The organism is Arthrobacter sp. NPDC093128 (assembly GCF_040683875.1).
Taxonomy (GTDB): domain Bacteria; phylum Actinomycetota; class Actinomycetes; order Actinomycetales; family Micrococcaceae; genus Arthrobacter.
On sequence record NZ_JBFBEY010000014.1, the window covers coordinates 96,454 to 114,323 of the forward strand.

At 65.1% G+C, this 17,870-nt stretch carries 15 protein-coding genes; all 15 read left to right on the forward strand.

Annotated elements, in window-relative coordinates; translation table 11 throughout:
• Positions 1-36: 36 nt before the first annotated feature.
• Positions 37-1,104 carry a tRNA (adenine-N1)-methyltransferase gene (locus AB0N24_RS17300; protein WP_364126800.1) on the forward strand — a complete coding sequence of 356 codons (1,068 nt, stop codon included), beginning with the start codon at positions 37-39 and terminating at the stop codon, positions 1,102-1,104.
• 82 nt (positions 1,105-1,186) lie between these two features.
• Positions 1,187-2,968: a proteasome ATPase gene (gene arc / locus AB0N24_RS17305; protein WP_364126943.1), complete on the forward strand. Its 1,782-nt coding sequence runs from the start codon at positions 1,187-1,189 to the stop codon at positions 2,966-2,968.
• Positions 2,969-3,018: 50 nt separating this feature from the next.
• Positions 3,019-4,638 carry a depupylase/deamidase Dop gene (dop, locus tag AB0N24_RS17310; RefSeq protein WP_364126945.1) on the forward strand — a complete coding sequence of 540 codons (1,620 nt, stop codon included), beginning with the start codon at positions 3,019-3,021 and terminating at the stop codon, positions 4,636-4,638.
• Between the two features lie 83 nt (positions 4,639-4,721).
• Entirely contained in the window at positions 4,722-4,925 is a 204-nt protein-coding gene (locus AB0N24_RS17315; protein WP_104174275.1) for a ubiquitin-like protein Pup, read from the forward strand.
• A gap of 85 nt (positions 4,926-5,010) precedes the next feature.
• Positions 5,011-5,832, forward strand: a complete 822-nt coding sequence (gene prcB / locus AB0N24_RS17320) for a proteasome subunit beta (protein ID WP_364126803.1) — start codon at positions 5,011-5,013, stop codon at positions 5,830-5,832.
• A gap of 1 nt (position 5,833) precedes the next feature.
• Positions 5,834-6,541, forward strand: coding sequence for a proteasome subunit alpha (prcA, locus tag AB0N24_RS17325; protein ID WP_364126805.1), 708 nt, complete (start codon positions 5,834-5,836; stop codon positions 6,539-6,541).
• Between the two features lies 1 nt (position 6,542).
• The gene (gene pafA, locus AB0N24_RS17330) at positions 6,543-7,907 is read left to right on the forward strand and encodes a Pup--protein ligase (protein WP_364126807.1); all 1,365 of its coding nucleotides are present in this window, start codon (positions 6,543-6,545) and stop codon (positions 7,905-7,907) included.
• A gap of 110 nt (positions 7,908-8,017) precedes the next feature.
• Positions 8,018-8,947 carry an FKBP-type peptidyl-prolyl cis-trans isomerase gene (locus AB0N24_RS17335; protein WP_364126809.1) on the forward strand — a complete coding sequence of 310 codons (930 nt, stop codon included), beginning with the start codon at positions 8,018-8,020 and terminating at the stop codon, positions 8,945-8,947.
• A gap of 30 nt (positions 8,948-8,977) precedes the next feature.
• Positions 8,978-9,373 carry an FKBP-type peptidyl-prolyl cis-trans isomerase gene (locus tag AB0N24_RS17340; RefSeq protein ID WP_364126812.1) on the forward strand — a complete coding sequence of 132 codons (396 nt, stop codon included), beginning with the start codon at positions 8,978-8,980 and terminating at the stop codon, positions 9,371-9,373.
• A gap of 123 nt (positions 9,374-9,496) precedes the next feature.
• On the forward strand, positions 9,497-11,488 hold the full coding sequence (locus tag AB0N24_RS17345) for a WYL domain-containing protein (RefSeq protein ID WP_364126814.1): 1,992 nt from the start codon (positions 9,497-9,499) through the stop codon (positions 11,486-11,488).
• Positions 11,489-11,498: 10 nt separating this feature from the next.
• Positions 11,499-11,861 (forward strand): hypothetical protein, encoded by a 363-nt coding sequence (locus tag AB0N24_RS17350; protein ID WP_364126816.1) that lies wholly within the window; start codon positions 11,499-11,501, stop codon positions 11,859-11,861.
• A gap of 32 nt (positions 11,862-11,893) precedes the next feature.
• Entirely contained in the window at positions 11,894-12,190 is a 297-nt protein-coding gene (gene tatA / locus AB0N24_RS17355) for a Sec-independent protein translocase subunit TatA (protein ID WP_104174283.1), read from the forward strand.
• Between the two features lie 48 nt (positions 12,191-12,238).
• A complete protein-coding gene (gene tatC, locus AB0N24_RS17360; RefSeq protein WP_104174284.1) occupies positions 12,239-13,033 on the forward strand; it encodes a twin-arginine translocase subunit TatC in 795 nt (264 codons plus the stop codon).
• Positions 13,034-13,057: 24 nt separating this feature from the next.
• Complete coding sequence (locus AB0N24_RS17365) at positions 13,058-15,955, forward strand: DEAD/DEAH box helicase (RefSeq protein WP_364126819.1); 2,898 nt, start codon at positions 13,058-13,060, stop codon at positions 15,953-15,955.
• Between the two features lie 79 nt (positions 15,956-16,034).
• A complete protein-coding gene (locus AB0N24_RS17370; RefSeq protein ID WP_364126821.1) occupies positions 16,035-17,705 on the forward strand; it encodes an amidohydrolase family protein in 1,671 nt (556 codons plus the stop codon).
• Positions 17,706-17,870 lie beyond the last annotated feature (165 nt).

Genomic DNA, 17,870 nt, shown 5'->3' on the forward strand with positions numbered 1-17,870 from the left:
ACGGCCACACAGGTTTACAAAAGCGAGGAATATTCCATGAGCAGCGAAACTGCCGCCAACAACATCACGCTTGGCGACACCGCAGACATCGCCGGCACCACCGGCGCACTGCCGGTCGGCGCCGCCCGTCGTCGAGGTCCGTTCCGGGAAGGCGAGCGGGTACAGCTGACTGACGAGCGCGGCCGGATGAACACGATCACCCTGGAGATCGGCGGAGCGTTCCATACCCACCGCGGTTTCCTGAACCATGACGAAATCATCGGCAAGGTGGACGGGTCCGTGGTGACCAACAACGTGGGCCAGCAGTACCAGACGCTCCGTCCGCTGCTCTCGGACTTCGTCCTGTCCATGCCCCGCGGCGCGGCTGTGGTTTACCCCAAGGACGCCGGCCAGATCGTCACCATGGCGGACATCTTCCCCGGCGCCCGGGTGGTGGAGGCCGGCGTGGGTTCGGGTGCATTGTCGATCTCGCTGCTGCGTGCGGTCGGAGACAACGGCTACCTGCACTCCTTTGAACGGCGCGAGGAATTCGCGGACATAGCCCGCGGCAACGTGGAAACCATTTTCGGCGGTCCGCACCCTGCGTGGAAGATATCCCTCGGCGACTTCCAGGAGGAAGTGGTCCGCAGCGAGGCTCCCGGTTCCGTGGACCGCGTGGTCCTGGACATGCTGGCACCGTGGGAATGCCTCGACGCCGTAGCCACCGTGCTTGCCCCAGGCGGCGTGTGGATCAACTACGTGGCCACCGTGACCCAGCTGTCCCGGACGGCGGAGGCCATCCGGGCCGACGGCCGGTTTACCGAGCCCGATGCCTGGGAATCCATGGTCCGCGGCTGGCACCTGGAAGGACTCGCCGTGCGGCCGGACCACCGCATGGTCGCCCACACGGGCTTCCTGCTGGTCACGCGCAGGCTCGCGGACGGGGTCACCGGCATCTCCGTGAAGCGCCGTCCGTCCAAGACTGACTTCAACGAAGAGGACGTCAACGCCTGGACGCCCGGCGCCGTGGGCGAACGAGCGGTGTCCGACAAGAAACTCCGCCGCGCCGCACGCGATGCCATTGCCGGAACCAACGTGAAGGATGACCCGGAGGTCACGAACTAGTCCGTATTTCGGATGTCTCCAGCAGTACCCGGCTTCTTGGGGCTAAGGTCTTAATAGAAGCGCAGGAAGGGGCTGATGCATGATGGAGACTCCGAACAACGACTCCTCACGGACACCGGACGAAACCACGGGGGCAGTGGAACCTGAGAACGCCCGCTATGTGGCCAACGAACTCTCGGTTGCGGACCGGCAGGTGAACATCCTCCGGGACAAGCTGCGGCACATTGACCGCCAGCTTGCGGCCGCCACGCAGAACAACTCAAAGCTGGTAGGCATGCTGGAAACCGCGAAAGCGGAAATCCTGCGGCTCAAGAACGCCCTGGACCAGGAAGGCCAGCCACCCTACAGCTTTGGCACCATTCTGCAGCTGAACCCCAAACGGCAGCCCACCGCCGGTAACAGCGGGCAGGCGGCCACGGAGGAATCCGTGGACATCTTCAACGCCGGCCGGAAGATGCGGGTGGGGGTGAGCCCGCTGGTGAACATGAACCTGCTCGCCGTCGGCCAGGAAGTCCTTCTTAACGAAGCACTCCTGGTGGTGGCCGGCCTCGGCTATGAACGCGCCGGCGAACTGGTCACGCTCAAGGAAATGCTGGGCACGGACCGCGCCCTTGTGGTGGGACGCGCGGATGAGGAACGCGTCATCCGCCTTTCCGGGGCCCTGATGTCGGAAAAGCTTCGCGTCGGCGACGCCCTCTCCATCGACTCCCGGACGGGCTACGCCCTGGAGAAGGTTCCGCGCTCCGAAGTGGAGAACCTTGTGCTTGAAGAGGTTCCGGACATCACTTACGAGGACATTGGCGGCCTGGGGCCGCAGATTGAACAGATCCGGGATGCCGTGGAGCTGCCGTTCCTGCACCCTGACCTTTATCGTGAACACGGCCTCAAGGCTCCCAAGGGCATCCTCCTGTACGGCCCTCCGGGATGCGGCAAGACGCTGATCGCCAAGGCTGTGGCGAATTCCCTGGCCGCCAGGGCTGCCGAGCGCACCGGGAACGTTGACCTGAAGAGCTACTTCCTCAACATCAAGGGCCCGGAACTCCTGGACAAGTACGTCGGCGAAACGGAACGGCACATCCGCCTGATCTTCTCCCGTGCACGGGAGAAGGCCTCGGACGGCAGCCCCGTCGTAGTCTTCTTCGACGAGATGGATTCGCTGTTCCGCACCCGCGGCACCGGCATCTCCTCCGACGTCGAAACAACGATCGTGCCCCAGCTCCTCAGCGAGATCGACGGCGTCGAACGCCTGGACAACGTCATTGTCATCGGTGCGTCGAACCGCGAGGACATGATTGACCCGGCCATCCTTCGCCCGGGCCGGCTGGACGTCAAGGTCAAGATCCAGCGGCCGGACGCCGAGGCCGCCGCCGACATTTTCTACAAGTACGTCACCACGGACCTGCCGTTCCACGAATCCGACCTCGCGGAGCATGGCGGCGACGTCCAGGCGACCGTCGATGCCATGATCCAGCGAACCGTCGAAGCAATGTACTCCACCGAAAAGTCCAACGAATACCTTGAGGTGACCTACGCCAACGGGGACACCGAGATGCTGTACTTCAAGGACTTCAACTCCGGCGCCGTCGTCCAGAACGTGGTGGACCGTGCCAAGAAGTACGCCATCAAGGACCTGCTGACCACGCAGCAGAAGGGTCTTCGCATAGACCATCTGCTGCGCGCCGTCGTCGACGAGTTCCGCGAACACGAGGATATGCCCAACACCACCAACCCGGATGACTGGGCCCGTATCTCCGGCAAGAAGGGTGAGCGCATCACCTACATCCGCACCATCGTCCAGGGCAAGGCAGGACAGGAACCCGGGAAATCCATCGAGACAATGCCCAACACGGGCCAGTACCTGTGACGCCGCGCAGCGAAGCGGTACCAGGAGGTCCGCTGCCGGTCGGCGGCGTGATGCGGGTGATGGGATCGGAGACCGAATACGGCATCCACGCGCCGTCGGCTCCGGGTGCCAACGCGACCATGATGTCCGCCCGGGTCATACAGGCGTACGCCCAGCTGACGCGGCAGCGCGCCGCTGGCGGAGCGGAAACGCGCTGGGACTACACGGATGAAGAACCGCTGCACGATGCCCGGGGCTGGACCCTGGAACGGAACCAGGCGGACCCCAGCCAGCTGACCGACCAGCCGCCGGTGCTTGACGCCGAAGCCGTGGCGCTGGCCTACGGACGCGAGGAGCTGGAGCAGGACGGCGAGGACGAATCTGGTTCACTCCTCATGAACATGGTCCTGGGTAACGGCGCACGCCTTTACGTGGACCATGCGCATCCGGAGTACTCAAGCCCGGAAGTCACCAATCCGCGCGACGCCGTCGCCTGGGACGCCGCGGGGGACGTCGTGGCGCTTTCAGCGGTCCGCCGCATGGCCGCGGATCCGCAGCTGCCGCCAGTGAACCTTTACAAGAACAACACGGATAACAAGTCCGTGTCGTACGGCTCGCACGAGAACTACCTGATGCCTCGTGCGGTGCCCTTCGGCGACATAGTCCGGGGCCTGACCCCGTTTTTCATCACCCGCCAGATCATGTGCGGCGCCGGGCGGGTGGGCCTTGGGCAGGACAGCTCCCGGCCGGGTTACCAGATCAGCCAGCGCGCGGATTTCTTCGAGGCGGAGGTCGGCCTGGAAACGACCATCCGGCGGCCGATCATCAACACCCGCGACGAGCCGCACGCCACGGCGGACAAATACCGCCGGCTGCACGTGATCATCGGTGACGCGAACCTCAGCCAGGCCGCCAATTACCTCAAGTTCGGGACAACGGCCGCCGTGCTCAGCCTGATTGAGGCGGGCCTCGCTCCCCGTGTGGAGGTCCACGAGCCCGTGGCAGCCCTTCAGGCCGTCAGCCACGACACCTCCCTGACCGCCACGCTCCGGCTCCTCGACGGGCGCCGGGTCACGGCACTGGACCTGCAGTGGATTTACCACGAAGCCGCGGCCAAACTGGCCCAGGACACCGGGGTGGGCGACGCCGTGGACGGTGACGGACACACCCACGCCCTCCTGGACCGCTGGGCGGCGACGCTGACGGACCTGGACAGCAACCGCACGGCCGCTGCATCCTCCGTGGAGTGGCTGGCCAAGCACTCGCTGCTGGAAGGCTACCGGCAGCGGGACGGACTGGAGTGGAACAACGCCCGGCTGGGCCTCGTAGACCTCCAGTGGGCGGACGTGCGGCCGGAAAAGGGGCTGTACCACCGGATGCTTGCGCGCGGCCGGATGGACAGGATCGTCGACGACGAAACAATCGCCCGGGCGATGACGGAGCCGCCGTCGGACACGCGCGCCTTTTTCCGCGGCCACTGCGTCAGCAGCTTCAGCAAGGATGTGGTGGGCGCCAGCTGGGACTCGGTCATCTTCGATGTCCCCGGCCACGGAAGGCTGCAACGGGTGCCTACCCGGGAGCCCTTGAGGGGAACCGAAGCCCTCACAGGAGGCCTGTTTGCCAGGCACAAAGACGCCGGATCCTTCCTGGCCGAACTGCTCGGACAAACTCCGCCTCCGCCACCGGCATAAAGCACCCCACCGCGGCTTAAGCCGTGGCAATATGGGCTTACAGGATGTCCCCTCTCATCGGGGACGGATAGAAGGAGAAGGAAATGGCAGGCCAGGAGCAACAGCAGCCGCAGTCACGGGAAAGCGAAATCGAAGACGACGCCCCCGCAACGCCACCCGCAGCCGGGGACGCCCAGGCATCGGCAGCCACCCAGGGCGTGGACGATCTCCTGGACGAAATCGACGGTGTCCTCGAATCCAACGCCGAAGAATTCGTCCGGGCCTTCGTTCAAAAAGGCGGCCAGTAGGATTCACGCTGCCAGCGCCTGATTGGAGGACGGCAGCCCGGACGGTCGAAGAGACGTTGACCCACCACGTTGAAGGAGTTCATCAGTGCAGGACACAACAGCCAACCAGGTAGCTGCCAACGCGACGTCATCGTTCACTGAACACCTTCAACGCAACAGGCCCGGCTTACTTCCATACAATCAGCCATTCCCGGCCGCCGGCCCCGGCTCGCAGCCGCTGCAGGTGCCGCATGCCACCACCATCGTCTCGCTGACTTATGGCGGGGGAGTGCTGATGGCCGGTGACCGCCGCGCCACGATGGGGAACATCATCGCGAGCAGGCACATTGAAAAGGTCTTTCCCGCCGACCGCTATTCGGTCCTGGGAATTGCGGGCACCGCGGGCATCGCCATCGACCTCACGCGGCTGTTCCAGGTGGAGCTGGAACACTACGAAAAGATCGAGGGAACGCTGCTGAGCCTCGAAGGCAAGGCCAACCGGCTCGGGGCAATGATCCGCGGTAACCTGCCCATGGCCATGCAGGGCCTTGCCGTTGTGCCCCTCTTCGCCGGGTTCGACCTCCCTGCCGGCATCGGCCGCCTGTTCTCGTACGACGTCACCGGCGGACGGTACGAGGAGCAGGAACACCACGCAGTGGGTTCCGGTTCCATGTTTGCCCGCGGAGCCCTCAAGAAGCTCTGGCGGCCGGGACTTAGCGAAGAGGAGGCGGTGGCCGTCGCCGTCGAAGCCCTCTACGATGCGGCGGATGACGACTCGGCAACCGGCGGACCGGACCCGGTCCGGCAGTTGTGGCCGGTTGTCTACACCGTAGGCCGCAGCGGCGCCAGGCGCATCCCCGACCATGATCTCGCTGCCGTGGCCGGAACCATCATCGAGGCCAGAACCGCAGCACGGCGGGAGGCCTGATATGACGCAACAGTTTTATGTGTCGCCCGAACAGCTGATGAAGGACCGTGCGGATTTCGCACGGAAGGGAATTGCCCGGGGGCGGTCCGTCGTGGTGATCAGCTGCGAGGAGGGAATCGCCCTCGTCGCGGAGAATCCGTCGCCGTCATTGCACAAGATCGGCGAGATCTACGACAAGATCGCCTTCGCCGCCGTCGGCAAGTACAACGAATTCGAAAGCCTCCGGCAGGCGGGCGTGCGGTACGCGGACGTCCGCGGGTACTCCTATGACCGGGAAGACGTCACGGCCAGGGGCCTGGCCAGCGTCTACGCGCAGAGCCTCGGCGCCGTATTTACCGCCGAGCAGAAGCCGTTCGAAGTGGAACTTACAGTGGTGGAAGTTGGCGGCAGCCCGGCCGACGACCACCTCTACCGGCTGACGTTTGACGGCTCGATCGCTGACGAAAAGGGCTTCATTGTGATGGGCGGTCAGGCAGACAAAGTGGCCGAGACCGTGGACGGCGGGTGGCAGCGGGAACTGAACTTCTCCGGTGCAATCAGGCTCGCCATGAAAGGACTGGTCACAGACAAGGAAGCGGGCGAGCTGCCCGCGTCAGCCCTTGAGGTGGCAGTACTGGACCGCAATTCGGAGGGCACCCGGGGATCCCGGCGGGCTTTCCGACGCCTCGGCGACGACGAAATCGCCGCCCTGCTGTCTGAGGAGAACTAAAATGGACAAGCGCATTTTCGGCATCGAAACCGAGTTTGGCATCTCTTACTCGAGCCCGGACTCGCGTCCGCTCGCCCCGGAGGAGGTGGCACGCTACCTCTTCCGCAAAGTGGTCAGCTGGGGACGCTCGTCGAATGTGTTCCTGACCAACGGTTCCCGGCTCTACCTCGACGTGGGCTCCCACCCCGAGTATGCGACCGCCGAATGCGATGATCTGGGACAGCTGATCGCCCATGACCGCGCGGGCGAGCTGATCCTGGACGACCTCGTCGACGAAGCGCAGGAACGGCTGGCCGCCGAGGGGTTCAACGGCACCGTATACCTTTTCAAGAACAACACGGACTCCGCGGGCAATTCCTACGGCAGCCACGAAAACTACCTCATTCCCCGTCGCGGCGAATTCTCGAGGCTGGCGGAAATCCTGATTCCATTCCTGGTGACCCGGCAGCTCATCGCCGGTGCCGGGAAAATCCTGAAGACCCCGCACGGGGCCACGTTCGCATTCTCCCAGCGTGCGGACCACATCTGGGAAGGTGTTTCCTCCGCCACCACCAGGTCCCGGCCCATCATTAACACCCGGGACGAACCGCACGCCGACGCCGAGTTCTACCGCCGCCTCCACGTGATCGTGGGTGACTCCAACATGTCTGAAACCACGGCCCTGATGAAGGTGGGCACCGTGGACCTGATCCTCCGGATGATCGAAGCCGGCGTGATCATGCGGGACATGCGGATGGAGAACCCCATCCGCAGCATCCGGGAGGTCTCCCACGACCTCAGCGGCAGGGCGCTCATCCGCCTGGCCAACGGCCGGCAGCTGACCGCGCTGGAGATCCAGCGTGAGTACCTGAACAAGGTCACCTCGTTTGTTGCCGAACACGGTGCGCACAATCAGCATGTGCCCGTCATCCTTGACCTGTGGGAACGGACGCTTTCCGCCATTGAGAGCGGAGACACCAGCACGATCGACACTGAGATCGACTGGGCCATCAAGAAGAAACTGATGGACAGCTACCGGAACCGGCACGGACTCGGGCTGGATGCGCCGCGGATTGCCCAGCTGGACCTCACGTATCACGACATCTCGCGGACCCGCGGCCTCTATTACCTGCTGCAAGCCAGGGGAGCGGTGCGCCGCGTGGTGGACGACACCGCAGTCAAGGACGCCGTTGATGCGCCACCGCAGACAACCCGGGCTAAACTCCGCGGGGATTTCGTCCGCCGCGCGCAGGAACTGGGCCGTGACTACACGGTGGACTGGGTGCACCTGAAGCTGAACGACCGCGCCCACCAGACGATCCTGTGCAAGGATCCGTTCCGGAACGTGGACGAGCGCGTCGATGCGCTCCTGGACTCTATGGGCTGATACCCAGCTTCAGGGGCTATTCTGGATGGGGCCGTTTATGCGGCCACAGACTGCGTTGCCGCGTTTCATCGGCGGCAACGCATCCATCTTGCCCCGACGAAAGTTCTTACGTGCGCCGACTACTAGCAATTCTCATTCCCGGACTGCTGCTGATTACCGCCTGCGGCGGCTCGCCTGCAGCCCCGGAGCCCACCAGCCAGTCTGCTGGCGAGACCGCCAAGCTCGACTCTCTGAAGCTTACGGACAACGGTGATAAGAAGGCACCCGGAGTCGAATTCGATAAGCCCCTTGATGTGAAGGAACCCACCGTCAAGGTGGTTAACGAGGGCGACGGAGAGCGCCTCAAGGCGAACCAGATCGCCGACATCTCGATCCTCGCCGTCAGCGGCAAGGACGGCACCACGCTCGAAGACACCTTCGCGAAGGACCCCGAGCCCCTTGAGCTGAACGATGCACTCAAGACCGGCAACGCCGTGATCTACAACGCCTTCGTGGGCGCCAAGATCGGCTCGCAGCTTGCGCTTGCAGTTCCGGGCCAGGCCGCCAAGGAAGGCGCCGAGGCTGGCCCCACGCAGCTCCTGGTGGTTAAGGTCCTGGCCGCCAAGGACGCCCCGAAGGTCCTCGACAAGCCGGAAGGCGAAACGGTCACGCCGCCCGCCGGACTGCCGACCGTCAAGGAAAACGACAAGGGAATCCCGGAAATCTCCGTCGAAGGTGTCAAGGCACCGACAGCCCTGGTCTCGCAGGACCTGATCAAGGGCACCGGCCCGGCTGTCAAGGAAACCGACACGCTGACCGTCAACTACGTCGGCGTCACCCTCAACGGTGGCACCAAGTTTGATTCCAGCTTCGACCGCGGCGAAAAGGCCAGCTTCCCGCTCACCGGCGTCATCAAGGGCTGGACGCAGGGCCTTGCCGGCAAGAACGTGGGCTCGCGTGTCCTCCTGGTCGTCCCGAAGGACCTTGCCTACGGTGATGCCGGCCAGGGTGAGGCCAAGGGCGATCTGGTGTTCGTCGTCGATATCCTCGGCGTCAAGTAAGCCAACCCAATCCAAGAAAAAGGAGCAAACATGTCATTTGGACAGCGCAATTTCGACCGCCAGAAGCCGGAAATTGACTTCCCGGAGGGGGACGTCCCCACGGACCTGGTCATCACTGACCTCATCGAGGGCGACGGCGCCGAGGCCAAGCCGGGCGACACCGTCTCCGCACACTACGTCGGAGTCGCCTGGTCCACGGGCGAGGAGTTCGACGCCTCGTGGGGCCGCGGAGCTCCCCTGGACTTCCGGGTCGGCGTGGGCCAGGTCATCCAGGGCTGGGACCAGGGCCTGCTGGGCATGAAGGTCGGCGGCCGCCGCCGTCTCGAAATCCCCTCGGAACTCGCCTACGGATCCCGCGGTGCCGGCGGAGCGATCGGCCCCAACGAAGCGCTGATCTTCGTTGTGGACCTCGTCGGAGTCCGCTAAGCGGAGAAATGCCCGGCACCCGCCGGGCAAGCCACAGGGAGCGCGGTAACAATCGGAAGGAAATTTCCGTTTGTTGCCGCGCTTTCGGCATTAAGCCGCAGCGGCTTTAGTAACGTAGCCAAGGTGTCCGCCTCACGTACAGAACGCCTCCTGAACCTGCTCATCGCGCTGCTCAACACCCGCTACGGGCTGCGGCGCAGTGATCTGCGCGAAAAGGTCTACCACGACACGAGCAGCACCGAAGCTACGTTCGGACGCATGTTCGAGCGGGACAAGAGCGACCTCCGCCAGTTCGGCTTTGACGTCGAGACGGTCATGGACCACGGCTGGAGTTCCGACGACCCGGCCACCACGCGCTACCGGATCGGCAAAGAGTCCAACCGGCTCCCGGATGTAAGCCTCACTTCCGCCGAATGCACCGTCCTCATCCTGGCTGCACAGCTGTGGGAGCGGGCTGCCCTGGGATCGGCGGCGCAGGATGCCATGCGCAAGCTGCAGGCAGCCGGCGGGCTCGCTGAGGCTGAACTGCCGGCCGGCGTCCAGCCGCGGATCAAACCGGCCGGGCAGGCATTTGAGGACCTGATCACGGGGATGCACGCCCAGCATCCCGTCAGCTTCACATACCTGGCCGGCACTACCGGCCGTGAGGAAACCCGTACCGTTGAACCGTGGGGCCTGGGCAGCCGATTTGGCCAGTGGTACCTGGTGGGTTTCGACCGGGACCGGGCCGCGAAGCGCTTCTTCCGGCTGTCCCGCTTTACGTCGGCCGTGACCGTCCTCGACAAGGACAGCTACACGCCCCCGGCCGGCTTCAACGTCCGCAGCGAACTGGATTCGCTTCCTGAGCTGCCGGTGCAGTCCGCCCTGGTGGACGTGGCCGCAGGCAAGCTGCTGGGACTTCGCAAGCGCGCCACCGAAACCCCCACACCCGAAGCGCGCGGCAGCATGCCCGACGGCGGATGGGACCGGCTTAGCGTTCCGTACCGCGACGCTGAGGTACTGGGTGAAGAGCTGGCCTCCTACGGCCCGAACGTGGTGGTCTCTGCGCCGGCGGAGCTGGCAGCCGCTGTCCGCAGAAGGCTGAAGGCCGCCGCGGATTTCGCCGCCTCCCCGGCTCCCGCCGTCGCCTTTCCGGACACCGTGCCGGCGAAGCGTCCGCGCAAACGAACGTCCGAGGACCAGCTCAAGAGGATGCTCCAGCTCGTCCCGTTCCTGGTCCACAACCAGGGCCTGCATATCAGCGAGGTGGCCTCCAGCTTCGGCGTGACGCGGAAAGAGCTGGAGGACGACCTGCGGATCCTGATATGTTCCGGCCTGCCCGAGGGCTACCCGGATGATCTCCTGGACATCCAGTGGGAAGACGACCACGTCTTCATCACCCAGGACCTGGACCTCAATCGTCCCGTCCGCTTCACGGTGGACGAGGCGTGCGCCCTGCTGACCGGTCTGGAGACCCTCAACGGGCTCCCTGAGCTCGCGGAGGGCAGCGCGCTGGAGTCCGTAACGGTGAAGCTGATGGCCGCCGCGGGGGAGGAAGGCCTGAAGGCCGGCTCCATTGCCGGCCCCCAGGTCGGCCCGGCGAACTCGGCGCATCTGGCGACGATACGGCAGGCCATTGCCGACGGCCGCCAGCTGCACCTCACCTACTTTTCAGCGCAGCGCGACTCCATGTCCGAGCGGGACGTCGATCCCCTGCGGCTTTACTCCCTGGACAACACCTGGTACTTCGAGGCGTACTGCCACAGCGCCGGCGGCCTCCGGAACTTCCGGCTGGACCGCATCGAGGGGCTGGCGCCGAACGGACGGGCAGTGACGGAGGCGGCGAGACCCGCCGAGGGTTTCCCCGTCAAGCTCTTCACCCCGAACGACGACGACACACTGGTAACGGTGCAACTGGCACCCCAGGGCGCCGGCCTCGCGGACGACTATTACGCCGAACGGACCGCACCGCTACCGGGCGGCGGAGTCATTGCCGAGATCAGGTTCGGCAGCACCAGCTGGCTGCCCATGTTTGTTGCCCAGCATGGCGGCGCCGTCCGTATCCTGGAGCCGGCGGAGCTGGCCGACGCCGCGCAGGAATGGATCGTCGCAGCACTGTCCCGTTACGGCGGTTAGACTTCTCAGCATGCCTTGGTGGTCCTGGATCCTGATTTGGATAGCGCTCGTAGCCGTTTCCCTGCTCTTTTATGTGCTGTTGGGGATCAGGCTGTTCCGCCAGTTCATGGCCACGATGAAGGACCTGGGCGCTGCCGGCGAGCGGTTCGGGGCACCCCTTGCCGATATCACCGACCCGGCCCCGCAGCCGGGGACGGCCCCCGAAGGGCAGCGGACCGTGCCGGGTTCGGCAGTTTTTGCCTCGCCGATGCAGATGAGACATGATTACCTCACGTCCAAATCCTCCCGCAGGGAAGAGCGCCGCCGGCGGCGCGTTCAGCGCAAAGCGGACCGTGGCCAGCCACAGGCGCTGCGCGACATCGAATTCAGTTAGACGTAGGATGTATTTCGAGGAAAGGACTTCCAGTGGGACGACTCTTTGAGGGCCCTTGGCCCATCGTGATTATTATCATCGTGGCTCTGCTGCTTTTTGCCGCGCCCAAACTTCCGGCCATGGCCCGCAGCCTCGGCCAGTCCATGCGGATCATCAAATCCGAGGTCAAGGAAATGAAGAACGACGGCAAACCCGAGACCAAGGACGGCACGGACCCGGTCGAGGGCAAGATCGTCAACCACCCGCAGTCCAGGCCGCAAAACGGTGACTCAACCAGCGGCACGGGCAGCGCAGACGGCACCGACGTTCCGCCGTCGAACCGCGTTTGACCTGAAGTGGCACTGACGAAGGGCCGTAAATCCAACCCCGAGGGTCGGATGGCCCTGATGGACCACCTTAAGGAGCTCAAGAACCGGCTCATTAAGTCAGCCATTGGCCTTGTCATTGGCGGGATCGGTGGCTGGATCCTCTACGACCCCGTATTGAGCGCCCTCAAGGAACCTGTTGACCGGATCGCCGAGCACACCGGCGGTACGTCTTCAGTCAACTTCTCGAGCATCGCCTCGCCGTTTGACTTCAAACTGCAGCTGTCGCTCCTGATCGGCGCCGTCATCTCGAGCCCCATCTGGATCTACCAGCTGTGGGCCTTTATCACTCCCGGGCTCACCAAGAAGGAGCGGCACTACACGCTCGGCTACATGGCCGCAGCCGTGCCGCTGTTCCTTGCCGGGGTGTGGGTGGGATGGATGGTGACGCCGCAGGTGGTGCGGGCCCTGACGCAGTTCACCCCTGCAGGGTTTTCCAACCTCATCGATGCCCGTGACTACGTCGATTTCGTCACCCGCATGGTCCTGTTCCTTGGCCTCGCCTTCCTGGTTCCGGTGGTCCTGGTGGGGGTCAACATGGCCGGCATCATCAGGGGTGAAACCATCCTGAAGGCATGGCGCATCACGGTCTTCCTCGTGTTCGTGCTTGCCGCCGTCGCTGCGCCGGGTGCGGATGCCCTGTCCATGTTCCTGCTCGCAGGCCCGCTGCTGGCACTCTTTTTCGCCGCCATCGGACTCTGTATCTTCAATGACCGGCGCCGGGACCGGAAGGCTGCGAAGATCGCCGCCGAAACTGAAGCGACCGCCGACGTCGCAACGCCCGGCTCCGAACTGGGGAAACTGTAGTCCCAAGCCCACTAGGCTGGAAGTATGTCCTCCACAACCGGGCCACAGTCGCCGTCCGAGCTTTATCGGGCCAGTGCCGAACGGACCGCAGAAGCAAACACTTACCTCGGCGCGTTTGTCCGGACGCTGGATTTCGAACTTGACGATTTCCAGCGACGGGCCTGCAACTCCCTGCAGCAGGGGAAGGGAGTCCTGGTCGCGGCGCCCACCGGAGCCGGGAAGACCATCGTGGGCGAGTTCGCTATCTACCTGGCCCTCGAGCGGGGCCTCAAAGCGTTCTACACGACCCCCATCAAGGCCCTGAGCAACCAGAAGTACTCGGAGCTGGCCGGCAAGTACGGCCCGGAGAACGTTGGGCTCCTCACGGGGGATACCAGCATCAACGGCGATGCCCCGGTGGTCGTGATGACAACCGAGGTCCTGCGGAACATGCTCTACGCGGATTCGGACACCCTGGATGACCTTGGCTTTGTGGTCATGGATGAAGTCCATTACCTCGCTGACCGGTTCCGCGGCGCGGTCTGGGAAGAAGTGATCATCCACCTGCCCAGCGAGGTCCAGGTGGCGTCATTGAGCGCCACCGTTTCCAACGCCGAGGAATTCGGTGCCTGGCTGGACACGGTCCGCGGCCACACGGACGTGATCGTTTCCGAGCACCGTCCGGTCCCGCTCTGGCAGCATGTCATGGTGGGACGCGAAATCGTCGACCTCTTCGCCGGCGAAACGACCTTTGACGAAATCGCCCCGGCCGGGGAATCGGATCCCGCCGCGACGGCGGAACAGGTCAACATTGCACTGGAACGGGGCTTCGAGGTGAACCCCGACCTCCTGGCAATGGCGCGCACCGAAAGCCAGATGAATTCGCGGGCCCGCTTCGGGCACGGCGGACGCAGCCAGCGCCGCCAGCAGGGCCAGCGCGGCGGGGACACCCGCGGCTCCCAGGGAGGCCAGCAGAGCCCCGTCCGCAAAGCCAGCCGCCCGCAGGTCATCGCCAGCCTGGACAGGCAGGACCTCCTGCCGTCCATCACGTTCATCTTTTCCCGGGCCGGTTGCGACGCAGCAGTGGCACAGTGCGTCTCGGCCGGATTATGGCTGACCACGGAACGGGAACAACAGATCATTGCCAGCCGCGTTGACGAAGCGGCCCAGGACATTCCGTCGGATGATCTGGACGTGCTCGGCTTCTGGAGCTGGCGGGATGGCCTCCTGCGGGGCCTGGCTGCCCACCACGCCGGGATGCTTCCCACGTTCAAGGAAGTCGTGGAGAAACTCTTTGTCGAGGGCCTGGTCAAGGCGGTGTTCGCGACCGAAACCCTGGCGCTGGGCGTCAACATGCCGGCACGCTCGGTGGTGCTCGAAAAGCTGGACAAGTTCAACGGAGAAGCCCACGTTGGCATCACCGCCGGCGAGTACACCCAGCTCACGGGCCGGGCAGGCCGCCGCGGCATCGATGTGGAGGGCCACGCGGTGGTCCTGTGGCAGCCGGGAACCGACCCGACCGCCGTGGCTGGCCTGGCGTCACGGCGGACCTACCCGTTGAACTCCAGCTTCCGTCCCACGTACAACATGAGCATCAACCTGCTGGCCCAGTTCGGCAGGCCGCGTGCCCGGGAAATACTCGAGTCCTCCTTTGCCCAGTTCCAGGCCGACCGTTCCGTGGTGGGCATTGCCAGGCAGGTCCGCAGCAGGGAGGAATCCCTGGCCGGTTTCCAGAAATCCATGACGTGCCACCTGGGCGACTTCACCGAGTACTCACGGCTGCGGCGGGAACTCTCGGACGCGGAAAACCTCGCCTCCCGCAGCACCTCACGGGCGCGCAAGTCCATTACCGAGGACTCACTTAGCCGGTTGCTGCCGGGGGACGTTGTGGACGTGCCGACGGGCAGGGCGCCTGGCTTCGCCGTCGTGCTGGGGTCCGACCATAACTCACGCGAGCCGCGGCCTGCCGTGCTGACCCTCGACAACCAGCTGCGCAGGCTTGGCATCCAGGACCTCGAAGGGCCCATCACCCCGGTCACCAGGGTCCGGATACCCAAGTCGTTTAACGCGAAGGTGCCCAAGTCACGCAAGGACCTGGCGTCCTCGGTCCGGAACGCGATCCGGGAAAACCGGCCGCCGTCCCCGGCCAGCAACCGGAACACGGATTTCGGCCGGTCCGCAGCCTTGCCCGACCTGGAAAAGAAGATCACCGAACTGCGGCTGGCGCTGCGGTCCCATCCCTGCCACGGCTGCAGCGAACGCGAGGACCACGCCCGCTGGTCCGAGCGCTGGTGGAAGCTGCGCCGCGAAACCGACGGACTGGTCCGCGAGATCCAGGGGCGGACCAACACCATCGCCAAGACATTCGACCGGGTCTGCGATCTCCTCTCCAGCTACGGCTACCTCGAAACCTCGGAATCGGGAAAGGTGACCATCAACGCCGACGGCCAGAAGCTGCGCCGGATTTACGGTGAAAAGGACCTCCTCATCTCCCAGTCCCTCCGGCAGGGCGCATTCAGCGACCTTGACGCCACGGAAGTCGCCGCACTCGCGAGCGTGCTGGTCTACCAGGCCAAGCGGGAGGAACGCGGGCTGCGGCCGAGGATGCCGAGCGTGTCGCTTGAGACCGCCGTCGACCTTGTCGTCCGTGAGTGGTCCGTCCTGGAAGACGCCGAGGAGGAGAACAAACTGCCGCTGACCGGGGAGCCGGAACTCGGACTCGTCTGGCCGATTTTCAAGTGGGCCAAGGGCCGGCACCTCCAGGAAGTCCTTAGCGGGACAGACCTTGCAGCGGGCGATTTTGTCCGGTGGGTCAAACAGGTCATTGACCTCCTCGACCAGCTGGCGAAGATCCCCGGCCTGGATCCCCGGCTTTCACGGCTGTGCTCGGAGGCCATCATCCTGGTGCGCCGCGGCGTGGTGGCATACTCCACGGTGGTGTGACCGGACGCCGGTCCCGCGAAGCACCGCACACCACAGCACCATCCATAACCTTCAAGGCTGCTTAGGAGCACCACACAACATGACTGATGCACGGGCGGACCTGCCGGCCGGAGAACGCAAAGTGACGCTGTACCGCAACGGTTCGGTCTATACCGCTGCCGACCCGTTTGCCACCGCCATGCTGGTGGACGGGGACACCGTGGCCTGGGTCGGTTCGGAGCAGGCGGCAACGTCGATCGCAGATGCGTCCATGGAGGTCATCGACCTGCGCGGCGCCCTGGTGGCGCCCGGTTTTGTTGATTCACACGTTCACCTGACCGAAACCGGCATTGCCTTGGACGCGCTGCAACTGGGCGGCGTGCGTTCAGCGGCCGGAATCCTGGACGCGGTTGCCGCCGCCGCTGCCGGTTCGGACGCTGACGCCACCGTCCTCGGCCATGGCTGGGACGAAAGCCGCTGGGATGACCAGGCCCTGCCCGGCCGCGAGGAACTGGAGCGTGCCTCCGGCGGCAGGCGGGTGTATCTTTCGCGCGTGGACGCCCACTCCGCCCTCGTGTCGTCCTCACTGGCCGAAGCGGCAGGCCTGGCAGGCCTGGACGGCTTCTCTTCCGGCGGCCAGGTCAAACGGCATGCGCACACGTCGGCGAGGCGTGCCGCGCGGCAGCTGCCGGATGGCGTGCTGCGAAGCTACCAGGGCCGCGCCCTGGCTGAATCGGCCGCAAACGGGTACGTGGCCGTGGCCGAGATGGCGGCACCGCACATCGGCAGCACCACCGACCTGCGGATCGCAGCAGGGTGGAACAGCCAGGATCCTTCCGGCAAGCCCGTGCCTGAGGTCCTTCCGTATTGGGGCCAGCTGGCCAGGTCCGCGGACGAGGCCCGGAGCATCCTCGATGGCCTTGGAGCCAGCGTGCGGGGCCTCGCGGGCGACCTGAACATTGACGGGTCCCTAGGCTCCCGCACAGCGGCCCTGAGGGAGGACTACAGCGACGCCCCGGGGGAGCGCGGCAGCCTCTACCTGTCCGTGGACGAAGCGGCTGCCCACTTGGCTGCTTGTTCAGTGCTGGGAATCCAGGCCGGGTTCCACATCATCGGCGACGCCGGACTCGACGCAGCGCTGGATGCGCTGGACCGGGCAGCCGCGGAAGTGGGGGAGCAGCGGGTCAGGGCAGCCGGGCACCGGTTCGAACATGTTGAAATGGCCGATGCCGATGCCATCGGCCGGCTGGCCAAGTACTCGGTAACAGTCAGTATGCAGCCCGTATTCGACGCAGCCTGGGGCGGTCCGGGGCGCCTGTACCAGGAGCGGCTGGGGCACCGGGAGCGTGGGATGAACGCCTTCGCCTCCCTCTACGCCGCAGGCGTCCCTATCTGCTTTGGCAGCGACAGCCCCGTGACACCGCTGAACCCATGGGCGAGCGTGCGTGCCTGCCTCGAGCACAGCAACCCGGACCAGCGGATCTCGGCGCGGGCCGCGTTCCTGGGCCACACAAGGGCGGGCTGGCGCGCAGCCAAGTACAGCAATCCGATGGCGGGCCAGCTGGTGCCGGGAGCGCCCGCCAGCTTTGCGGTCTGGGAGGTGGAGGAACTCATGGTCCAGGTTGCGGACGGACGGGTGCAGTCCTGGAGTACGGATCCCCGGGCCCGCACCCCCCTGCTCCCGGCGCTGGACACGGGAAGCGATCCTGTCTGCCTGCTGACGGTCCGCGACGGGCAGGAGCTGTTCACAAACGGCTCCCTGCGGTCATAGTCCGGAAAGCCACCGGCGCGCCGTATGCTCCTGACCTGCGGTAATGGCTAAAACCGCACGTCAAACGCGGGTTGACACTGTTGAGGCTGTCCGTACCATTGGGGCAACGGACGGAATCCACCTTCAAGGGACTCCGTCTGGCCACGTCACTCTCCAGCGGGTTGC